8 protein-coding genes and 1 pseudogene are annotated in these 10560 nt (G+C 73.9%); 5 read left to right on the top strand and 4 right to left on the bottom strand.

Translation table 11 applies throughout. The annotated features are described in order from the left end of the window. Positions 1–476 (top strand): annotated as a pseudogene (locus DVA66_RS11590) (RsmB/NOP family class I SAM-dependent RNA methyltransferase); the annotation flags it as partial. A gap of 179 nt (positions 477–655) precedes the next feature. Here the strand turns inward: DVA66_RS11590 and DVA66_RS11595 are convergent. Both DVA66_RS11595 and DVA66_RS11600 read right to left on the bottom strand, forming a co-directional pair. Next, a complete protein-coding gene (locus DVA66_RS11595; RefSeq protein ID WP_114560232.1) occupies positions 656–1321 on the bottom strand; it encodes a response regulator in 666 nt (221 codons plus the stop codon). After that, positions 1285–2928 (bottom strand): sensor histidine kinase, encoded by a 1644-nt coding sequence (locus DVA66_RS11600; RefSeq protein WP_198671687.1) that lies wholly within the window; start codon positions 2926–2928, stop codon positions 1285–1287. Before DVA66_RS11600 ends, DVA66_RS11595 begins: the two co-directional genes overlap by 37 nt. 67 nt (positions 2929–2995) lie before the next feature. On the opposite strand from DVA66_RS11600, the gene DVA66_RS11605 reads away from it, so the two are divergent. Together DVA66_RS11605 and rpe are read left to right on the top strand one after the other, a co-directional pair. Further along, complete coding sequence (locus tag DVA66_RS11605; RefSeq protein WP_114560234.1) at positions 2996–3664, top strand: NAD(P)H-binding protein; 669 nt, start codon at positions 2996–2998, stop codon at positions 3662–3664. Between the two features lie 19 nt (positions 3665–3683). Continuing rightward, positions 3684–4349 (top strand): ribulose-phosphate 3-epimerase, encoded by a 666-nt coding sequence (gene rpe, locus DVA66_RS11610; protein WP_114560235.1) that lies wholly within the window; start codon positions 3684–3686, stop codon positions 4347–4349. 28 nt (positions 4350–4377) lie between these two features. Here the strand turns inward: rpe and DVA66_RS11615 are convergent, their stop codons facing one another. Both DVA66_RS11615 and DVA66_RS11620 read right to left on the bottom strand, forming a co-directional pair. After that, positions 4378–4848: an OsmC family protein gene (locus DVA66_RS11615; RefSeq protein WP_114560236.1), complete on the bottom strand. Its 471-nt coding sequence runs from the start codon at positions 4846–4848 to the stop codon at positions 4378–4380. Next, positions 4845–5687, bottom strand: a complete 843-nt coding sequence (locus tag DVA66_RS11620) for a PAC2 family protein (RefSeq protein ID WP_114560237.1) — start codon at positions 5685–5687, stop codon at positions 4845–4847. The genes DVA66_RS11615 and DVA66_RS11620 overlap by 4 nt, the downstream gene beginning before the upstream one ends. 178 nt (positions 5688–5865) lie before the next feature. Between DVA66_RS11620 and metH the strand changes: the two genes are divergently transcribed. After that, positions 5866–9666: a methionine synthase gene (gene metH, locus DVA66_RS11625; protein WP_114560238.1), complete on the top strand. Its 3801-nt coding sequence runs from the start codon at positions 5866–5868 to the stop codon at positions 9664–9666. A 180-nt stretch (positions 9667–9846) separates the two neighbouring features. Further along, a partial coding sequence (locus DVA66_RS11630; RefSeq protein WP_157973968.1) for an HAD family hydrolase occupies positions 9847–10560 on the top strand: 714 nt, incomplete at its 3' end.

Consider the following 10560-nt stretch of genomic DNA (forward strand, 5'->3'; position numbering starts at 1 on the left):
AGCCGCACCGCGCCCAGCTGGTGCGCCAGGCCGTCCGGGCCCGGCCCGAGCCGCCGCTGGTGCTCACCGCCGACGGCACCCGCCCGCCGTGGCGCCCGGACTCGTTCGCCAAGGTGATCGCCGACGTGCCCTGCACCGGGCTGGGAGCGCTGCGACGCCGCCCGGAGGCCCGCTGGCGTCGCCGGCCCGAGGACGTCCGCGAGCTGCACCCGCTGCAGCGGCGGCTGCTCACCGCCGCCCTCGACTCGACCCGTCCGGGCGGGGTGACGGCCTACGTCACCTGCTCCCCCCACCGCGCCGAGACCGTCGAGGTGGTGCAGGAGGTGCTGGCCGGGCGCGACGACGTCGAGGTGGTGCCGGCAGCGCCGCTGCTGCCCGAGGTGTCCGGCGCCGCGCTGGGCGACTTCGTCCAGCTCTGGCCGCACCGGCACGGCACCGACGCGATGTTCCTGGCACTGCTGCGCCGCACGGGCTGAGAGCCGCGGCGAGGAGGTCGCACCGCCGCCGCCTCCACGGCGACCTGAGGTCCCCCGATCCCGGCGCCTGATCCGAGCTCTCGGCCCGGACCGGGGCGGCGGCGGTGCATGCCCAGCATGGGTCAGCCGGCAGGCCGTCCGACAGGGCCGAAGGTCCCGACCCTGCGGCGCCGGACGGCTCAGTCGGGTGCGGGCCCGCCGGTGCGGCGTCGGTCGCCGTAGACGGCTGCCTGGGTGCGGCGCTGCAGCCCGAGCTTGGCCAGCAGGCTGGAGACGTTGTTCTTCACCGTCTTCTCGGCCAGGAAGAGCCGTTCGGCGATCTCCCGGTTGGTCAGGCCGTCGGCGATGAGCTCGAGCACCTGCCGCTCGCGCTCGCTCAGCCGGGTCTCGGCCGCCGGTGGCCGCTCCGGCGCGGGGGCTGGGTCGGGGGCTGGGCCGAGCAGGGAGCGGCCCGCCGCCACGGCCCGGATCGCCTCGACCAGGGAGTTGCCGCGGATGGCCTTGAGCAGGTAGCCCGAGGCGCCGGCCCGCGCGGCCGCGGACCGGGTCTCCTCGTCGTCGTAGGAGGTGAGGATGAGGCAGCGGACCTCCGGATGGGCCGCCAGGACGTCCCGGCACACGTCGATACCGCTGCCGTCGGGCAGCCGGGCGTCCAGGACGGCCACCGTCGGGGCGCAGGCGGGGATCCGGCGGCGCGCCTCCTCGGCGGTGGCGGCCTCGCCCACCACGGCGAGGTCCTCGGTGGCGCTGATGAGGTCGATCAGCCCGCGCCGGACCAGCTCGTGGTCGTCGAGCACGAAGACGCCGGTCACCCCGGGCCGTCGGGGCGCTGCGGGATGCTCCATCGCAGGCTGGCACCTCCTCCCGGCCCGGTCGACAGGGTGAGGGTGCCGCCGTGCCGGGCGGCGCGGCGTTCCAGGTTCGCCAGACCGCTGCGGCGGTCGGGGACGCCGAAACCGCGGCCGTCGTCGCTCACCGTGACCGTCAGCCACCCGGCGTCGGCGTCCACCCGGACCCGGACGGACGTGGCGCCGGCGTGCCGGACGCAGTTGCTCACCGCCTCCCGCAGCACCGCGGTCAGGTCGCCCAGCAGCCGGTGGTCCAGGGTCTCCAGCGGGCCGCTGGTGGTGGTCTCGGGCGGGACCGGCAGGCCCGTCGCCGCGCCGGTGACGGTGCGCCGGACGAGGTCGGCGACCGAGCCGTCCGGGGCGGTCTCGCCCAGGGCGACGATCGTCGAGCGGATCTGCTCGATGGTGGCGTCCAGGTCCGCGACCACGGCGGAGACCCGTTCGGCCACCACCCCGTCCTCGCTCGAGGCGACCACGCTCTGCAGCCGCAGCCCGGCGGCGAACAGCCGCTGGATGGTGTGGTCGTGCAGGTCGCGGGCGATCCGGTCCCGCTCGTCGAGCACCTCCAGCCGGTGCCGAGCCGCCCGTGCGGCGGCCAGCTCGAGGGTGAGCGCCGCCTGGTCGGCGAAGTTGCCCGCCATCTCCATCAAGCCCTGGTCGAAGGGCGGCCGGTCAGCCATCCGCAGGGCCACGATCGCGCCCCGCGACGCGCCGCCGCCCTGCAACGGGACGGCCATCGCGCTGGTCACCTCGGGCAGGGCGGCCGCCAGGTGAAGCCAGGGCGGGGTCGGCGCGGTGTCCAGGTGGCGCAGCAGCATGCCGCGGCCCTCGGTCATGACGTGCTGGGCGACCGCGCCGGCGCGCGGGTAGCGCAGCCCCCGGACGCGGTGCGCCTCGGCCCCGGTGGCCACGACCACCTCCAGCTGCTCGGCGTCGAGCGGTCGCACGACGCTCACCACGTCGGCCCCGGCCAGCTGCAGCACGGTGTCGGAGAGCCGCTGCAGCACCGTCAGCTCGTCCGCGGCCAGGGTGACCAGCAGCCGGTTGATGTCGGCCGAGGCCCGCAGCCAGTCCTGCTGGCGCTGCGCCCGGTCGTAGAGGCGGGCGTTGTCCACGGCGTTGCCGGCGGTCTCGGCCAACGCGGTGACGACCGCCTCGTCGTCGGCGGTGAACGGTCCGCCTGCGCGGTCGGCCAGGTAGAGGTTGCCGACCACCCCGGAGCGGGCCCGGACCGGGACCCCGAGGAAGCTGGTCATCGGCGGGTGGCCGGGCGCGAACCCGCCGGACAGCGGGTGCTCCGACCGCTCCAGCCGCACCGGGGCGTCCACCAGCGCCCCGAGCAGACCCCGACCGCGGGCGTGCTGCCCGATGGCGGCCGCCTGCTCCTCGTCGCCGCCGGCGTGCACGAACTCCTCCGGCGTCCCGTCCGCGGCGAGGACGGCCAGCGCCGCGTACTGCGCCCCCGACACCTCCCGGGCGATGCTGACCACCCGGGCGAGCACGTCGGCGAGCGAGAGGTCCTGCACCAGCGCCCGCTGCGCCTCCAGCAGCTGGGCCAGCCTCTCCCGCGGGACGGACGCGCTCAACGGGGCGACCCGGTTCATGACCTGACAGTACGCCCGGGTCGGCACGGCCCGTGCAGGGCTTGCCCGGACAGGGTAGACACGGGACATGAGCCGCATCGCCGTCGTCGGAGGCCACGGGTCCGTGGCCCGTTCGCTGCACCCCCTGCTGGTCGAGGCCGGGCACACGCCGGTCGCGCTGGTCCGCAACCGCGACCACGTCGCCGAGCTCGAGGCGCTCGGGGCGGAGGTGGGACTGCTCGACATCGAGGGCAGCGACGTGGACGCCTTCGCCGCCGCCTTCGCCGGGTGCGACGCCGTGGTGTTCGCCGCCGGCGCCGGCGCGGACGGCAAGGTCGAGCGCAAGCGCACCGTCGACCTCGAGGGCTCGACCAAGTCCGTCGCAGCCGCCGAGCAGGCCGGCATCCGCCGCTTCGTGCAGGTCTCGGCGATGGGGGTCGACCAGCCGCTGGGCGAGGACGTCTCCGAGGTCTGGCGGGCCTACGTCGAGGCCAAGCGGGACGCCGACGCCGTGCTGCGGGCCAGCTCCCTGGACTGGACGGTCGTACGGCCCGGCCAGCTCACCGACGACGAGCCCACCGGACGGGTGGACCTGCGTGAGCACGTCGAGCGCGGCTCGGTCCCGCGCGCCGACGTGGCCGCGGTGGTGGCTGCCTGCCTGGCCGACGACCGCTCCGTGGGCGCCCAGTTCGAGCTGGTCAGCGGGCCCGAGCCGATCGCGGCGGCCGTGGCCACCGCGCCGCGCTTTGCCGGCTGACCCGGCTAGGGTTCGGGCCGTGGGGATCCGCATCACACCATCCGTCCTGAGCGCCGACTTCACCCGGCTGGGTGAGGAGGTCGACCGGATCGCCAGCGCCGACGGCGTCCACGTCGACGTGATGGACAACCACTTCGTGCCCAACCTCACCCTCGGCCTGCCGGTGGTGGAGGCGCTGCGGGCGCGCACCGACAAGCTGCTCGACATCCACCTGATGATCGAGGACGCCGACCGCTGGGCCCCCGCCTACGCCGAGGCGGGAGCGGAGAGCGTCACCTTCCACGTGGAGGCGGCCCGCGCCCCGGTGCGGCTGGCGCGCGAGCTGCGCAGCCTCGGCGCGCGGGCGTCGATGGCGCTCAAGCCGGCCACCCCGGTCGAGCCCTACGCCGCCCTGCTCGGCGAGCTCGACATGGTGCTCATCATGACCGTCGAGCCCGGCTTCGGCGGGCAGAAGTTCCTCGACCTGTGCCTGCCGAAGATCCGCCGCACCCGCGAGCTGCTCGCCCCGCTGGGCAAGGACGTGTGGGTGCAGGTCGACGGCGGCATCTCCGAGTCGACCATCGAGCGCTGCGTCGAGGCCGGCGCCGACACCTTCGTCGCCGGCTCGGCGGTCTTCGGCGCCGACGACCCCGACGCCATGGTCCGCCACCTCCGCACCCTGGCCGAGGCCGGCACCTCCGCCTGAGACCCCGCCCGCCGGTGGGGGAGGAGCGTCAGGCGGTGGTGACCGGGGACGGCTCGTGGCGGACGGGGAAGCTGACGCTGCGGGCGATGAAGCAGAGGCCGTTCGCGGTGTGGTGCAGCTCGTCCAGGTCGGTGGGGGAGCCGGGGGCCACCGTCACGCGGGGACGCAGCACCGCCTCGACGAACTCGCCGCTGCCGTCGGGGTGGACGCGCATGGTCGCCTCGGCGGCGTCGGTGTAGCCGGTCACCACCACGCCCTCGCGGACGCACACGTGCAGGAACGACAGCATGTGGCACTGCGCCAGCGCGGCCAGCAGCAGCTGCTCGGGGTTCCAGCGGTCGGTGTCGCCGCGGAAGGTCGGGTCGGCCGAGCCGAGCAGGTCGGGACGTCCTCCGGTGCTGATGACGTGGTCGCGGCCGTAGCTGCGGTAGCCGTCGGTGCCGGTGCCCCGGTCGCCGGTCCAGCGGACGCCGACCGCGTAGCGGTGCAGGTCGTTCACTGCCCGCGGCGCCGCAGGTAGCGCTGGAACTCCGCGGCGATGGCGTCGCCGGTGGCGTCGGGCAGCTCGGTCTCGTCCTGCTGGCGCTCCAGGGTGGCGATGTACTCGGCCACCTCGGAGTCCTCGCTGGCCAGCTCGTCCACCCCGCGCTCCCAGGCCCGGCTGAGCTCGGGCAGGTCACCCAGCTGCAGCGACTGGCCGAGGAAGTCCTCCACCCGGTTGAGCAGCGCCAGGGTGGCCTTCGGGCTGGGGGCGTGGGACACGTAGTGCGGGACGGCCGCCCACAGCGAGACCACCTTGATCCCGGCGTCGGCGCAGGCGGCGGTGATCACCCCGGTGATCCCGGTCGGGCCCTCGTAGGTGGACAGCTCCAGCCCGAGCTCCTCGGCCTGGGTGACGGTGGTGGTCGACCCGCTCACCGGGATCGGCCGGGTGTGCGGGGTGTCGGCCAGCAGCGCCCCGAGGACGATCACCTGCGGGTCGTCCCAGCTGCGCATCATCGACACCAGCGTGCGGGCGTACTGGCGCCAGCGCATGTTCGGCTCCGGCCCGCTGACCAGCACCAGGTCGCGGTCGTCCAGCCGGGCCACCTCCACCGAGGTGGTCGGCCAGGTGATCTCGGTCTCGGTCGGCTCAGGCCGCGACACCTGCGGGCGGTTGACCTGGAAGTCGTAGTAGTCGTCCGGGTCCAGCTCGAAGGCGAGCTCGGCGTCGAACTGGTCGCCCAGGTGCTCCACGGCCTGGCTGGCGGCGTTGCCGGCGTCGTTCCAGCCGGTGAAGGCCATCACCACGAGCGGGCGGCGCAGCTCGCGGAGCGGGATGAGGTGCTGCTCGGACATGCCGCCACTCTATGTCGCAGGCCCCCACCCGCGGCTGCGGCGGGCGGGCTAGCCGGGTCGGGGGCGTCGCGGCGGCGGTGTCACGATCCGGTCAGCCCGGGGTGGGCTGGTGCCGCTTCCTAGGCTGGGGAGACGGTCCGGGACCCGGGCCGGCCACGTCGTCCCGCCAGGAGCGTCCATGACCGCCACCCAGGCACCCGCACCCACGACCGTCCCACGGACGGTCGCCGCCGCGCTGCGCCCCGACTGCACCGAGCAGCTGACCGAGCTGCTGCGTCGCCGGGTGATGGTGATCGACGGGGCGATGGGCACGGCGATCCAGCGCGACCGGCCCTCGGAGGCCGGCTACCGCGGCGAGCGGTTCGCCGACTGGCCGGTCGACCTGCAGGGCAACAACGACCTGCTCAGCCTCACCCAGCCGCAGATCATCGCCGGCATCCACCGCGAGTACCTCGACGCCGGTGCCGACGTCATCGAGACCAACACCTTCAGCGCCACCGCGATCGCGCTGGCCGACTACCGGATGTCGGAGCTGGCCTACGAGCTCAACCTCGTCTCCGCCCGGCTGGCCCGCGCCGAGGCCGACGCGGTCACCGCCGCCGACCCCGGACGTCCCCGCTTCGTCGCCGGCGCGCTCGGGCCGACCAACCGGACCGCCTCGATCAGCCCCGACGTCAACGACCCCGGCGCCCGCAACGTCACCTTCGACGAGCTGGTCGGGGCCTACGCGACCGCCACCCGGGGCCTGCTCGACGGCGGTGCGGACCTGCTGGTGGTCGAGACGATCTTCGACACCCTCAACGCCAAGGCCGCGATCTACGCCATCGAGGAGGTGTTCGAGGAGCACCGCCGGCGCTGGCCGCTGATCATCTCCGGCACCATCACCGACGCCTCCGGACGCACCCTGTCCGGCCAGACCACCGAAGCGTTCTGGCACTCGGTCCGGCACGCCCGCCCGCTCCTGGTCGGGCTCAACTGCGCGCTCGGCGCGCGGGAGATGCGGCCCTACCTGGCCGAGCTGTCGCGGATCGCCGACACCTTCGTCTCGTGCTACCCCAACGCCGGGCTGCCCAACGCCTTCGGCGAGTACGACGAGGTCGCCTCCGAGACCGCGGCCATCGTGGCCGAGTTCGCCGAGGCGGGCCTGGTCAACATGGTGGGCGGCTGCTGCGGCACCACCCCCGACCACATCCGCGCCATCGCGGCGGCGGTGCACGGACGCCCGCCGCGCGAGCCCGCCACCGTCCGGCCCGCGCTGCGGCTGTCGGGCCTGGAGCCGCTCACCGTCGACGCCGACAGCCTGTTCGTCAACATCGGCGAGCGCACCAACGTCACCGGCTCGGCCCGCTTCCGCACGCTGATCAAGGACGGCGACTACGACACCGCGCTGTCGGTGGCGGCCCAGCAGGTCGAGAACGGCGCCCAGGTGATCGACGTCAACATGGACGAGGGCATGCTCGACGGCGTCGCCGCGATGGACCGCTTCCTCAAGCTGGTCGCCTCCGAGCCCGACATCAGCCGGGTGCCGGTGATGGTCGACAGCTCGAAGTTCCCCGTCATCGAGGCCGGGCTGAAGTGCCTGCAGGGCAAGGCGATCGTCAACTCGATCTCGCTCAAGGAGGGGGAGGGGCCCTTCCGCGAGCAGGCCCGGATCGTGCGCCGGCACGGTGCGGCGGCGGTGGTGATGGCCTTCGACGAGCAGGGCCAGGCCGACACCCTGCAGCGGCGCCAGGAGATCTGCGCGCGCGCCTACCGGATCCTCGTCGACGAGCTCGACTTCCCGCCCGACGACATCATCTTCGACCCCAACGTCTTCGCGGTCGCCACCGGCATCGAGGAGCACGCCCGCTACGGGTTGGACTTCATCGACGCGGTGCGCTGGATCAAGCAGAACCTGCCCGGGGCGCGGGTGTCCGGCGGCATCTCCAACGTCTCGTTCTCCTTCCGCGGCAACAACCCGGTGCGTGAGGCGATCCACGCCGTCTTCCTGTTCCACGCGATCGCGGCGGGCCTCGACATGGGGATCGTGAACGCCGGCGCCCTGGTGGTGCTGGACGAGGTCGACCCCGAGCTGCGGGAGCGGATCGAGGACGTCCTGCTGGCCCGCCGGACCGACGCCACCGAGCGGCTGCTGGAGGTGGCCGAGCGGTTCCGCGGCACCGGCGAGACGGCGGAGAAGGCCACCGACGAGTGGCGGACGAAGCCGGTGCAGGAGCGGATCACCCACGCCCTGGTCAAGGGAATCGACGCCTTCGTGGAGGCCGACACCGAGGAGCTGCGCCAGCAGATCGCCGACCGCGGCGGGCGTCCGATCGAGGTGATCGAGGGCCCGCTGATGGACGGCATGAACGTCGTCGGCGACCTGTTCGGGGCCGGGCGGATGTTCCTGCCGCAGGTGGTGAAGTCGGCCCGGGTGATGAAGAAGGCGGTCGCCTACCTGATCCCGTTCATCGAGGCCGAGAAGGCCGCCGCCCCGCAGCGGGACCCCGACGGCACCGGAGCCGTGTCCCGGCGCAAGGAGACCAACGGCACCATCATCATGGCCACGGTGAAGGGCGACGTGCACGACATCGGCAAGAACATCGTCGGCGTCGTGCTGCAGTGCAACAACTACGAGGTGGTCGACCTCGGCGTGATGGTGCCGGCGCAGAAGATCATCGCCGCCGCCAAGGAGCACGACGCCGACATCATCGGGCTGTCCGGGCTGATCACCCCGAGCCTGGACGAGATGTCGGCCTTCGCCGCCGAGATGCAGGCCCAGCAGATGACCATCCCGCTGCTGATCGGCGGGGCGACCACCTCCCGCGCGCACACCGCGGTCAAGGTCGACCCCCGATACGACGGGCCGGTGGTGTGGGTGAAGGACGCCTCCCGCTCGGTGCCGACCGCGGCGGCGCTGCTGCACGAGGAGCGGCGTCCCGCGCTGCTGGCCGATGTGAAGCGCGACTACGACGCGCTGCGCACCCGCCACGCCGGCAAGCAGGACCGCAAGCTCATCCCGCTGGCCGAGGCCCGCCGGCGCGCGACCCCGGTCGACTGGACGGGGTACGAGCCGCCGCAGCCGAACCAGCTGGGCGTGCACGTCCTCGACGACTACCCGCTGGCCGAGCTGGTCGACTACATCGACTGGCAGCCGTTCTTCAACGCCTGGGAGATGAAGGGACGCTTCCCCGACATCCTGCACGCCCCGGCCTCGGGGGAGGCCGCCCGGCGGCTCTACGGCGACGCCCGGACGATGCTGCAGCAGATGGTCGACGAGCGCTGGATCACCGCGCGCGGGGTGTACGGGCTGTTCCCGGCCAACCGGGTCGGCGACGACACCGAGCTCTACACCGGCGCCGACCGCAGCGAGGTGCTGGCCACCCTGCACCACCTGCGCCAGCAGGGCGACCACCGCGAGGGCGTCCCGCACCGCTCGCTGGCCGACTACGTGGCCCCCCGCCAGACCGGGCTGGCCGACCACGTCGGCGCCTTCGCGGTGACCGCCGGGCTCGGCCTGCCCGAGCGGGTGCAGGCGTTCAAGGAGGCGCTGGACGACTACTCCGCGATCCTGGCCGAGGCGCTGGCCGACCGGCTGGCCGAAGCCTTCGCCGAGCGGCTGCACGAGCGTGTGCGCACCGAGTTCTGGGGCCACGCCGCGGCGGAGCGGCTGAGCAACGAGGACCTGATCGCCGAGCGCTACACCGGCATCCGCCCCGCCCCGGGCTACCCGGCCTGTCCCGAGCACACCGAGAAGGAGACGCTGTGGCGGCTCCTGGACGTCGAGGCCAGCACCGGGATCACGCTGACCGAGTCGATGGCGATGTGGCCGGGCGCCTCGGTGTCGGGCTGGTACTTCTCCCACCCGCAGGCGCAGTACTTCGTGGTCGGTCGGCTCGGACGCGACCAGGTGGCCGACTACGCCGAGCGCAAGGGCTGGGACCTGCCGACCGCCGAGCGCTGGCTATCGGCCAACCTCGGCTACGACCCCGACGACTGAGCCGCAACGCCCTGCCCCTTTCGCAGGGCCCTCCCCGCGCCCGACCGCCTGACCACCCACAGCGCCCACCGCCTGACCACCCACAGCGCCCACCGCCTGACCACCCACAGCGCCCTGAGCCTGTCGAAGGGCCGAGAACCGGCCGCCCGGCTGGTGCCCGGCTGCCACAATGGCCGGGCCATGACTACTGACGCCGCCAGCCAGCCGCCCGCCGCCCCGATCGACCGTCCCGCCGCCGTGCTGTGGGACTTCGACGGCACCCTCGTCGACTCCGAGCCGCTGTGGATGCGGGCCCAGCACGCGCTGATCCCGCAGTGGGGCGGCACCTGGAGCGACGCCCAGGCCCACACCCTGGTCGGCAACGCGCTGGAGGAGTCGGGCCGGATCATCGCCGAGGCGGTCGCCGCCACGCCGGGGGGACGCACCGACCTCACCCCGTCCTTCGTGGTCGATCGGCTGGTGGAGCGGGTGGTGGTCGACCTGCGCTCGCTGCCGATCGACTGGCGCCCGGGCGCGGAGGAGCTGCTGGAGGACCTGCGCGTCGCCGGCATCCCGTGCGCGCTGGTCTCGGCCTCCTACCGGGTGATCCTCGAGGCCGTCCTGGAGCGGCTGCCCGAGGGCACCTTCGACGTCGTGGTCGCCGGTGACGAGGTGACCCGTGGCAAGCCCGACCCCGAGCCCTACCTGACCGCCTGCCGGCGTCTCGGTGTGTCCCCGGAGGACACCGTCGTGCTGGAGGACTCGATCCCCGGCTGCGCCTCCGGCACCGCGTCCGGGGCGGTCGTCCTCGGCATCACCAACATGGTCGAGCTCACTCCCGCCCCCCGCCGGGTGGTGATCGACACGTTGGCCGGGGTCGGCGTCGAGGAGCTGTCGGCGCACTTCCGCTCCGCC

This window comes from Desertihabitans aurantiacus (assembly GCF_003344635.1).
GTDB lineage: Bacteria > Actinomycetota > Actinomycetes > Propionibacteriales > Propionibacteriaceae > Desertihabitans > Desertihabitans aurantiacus.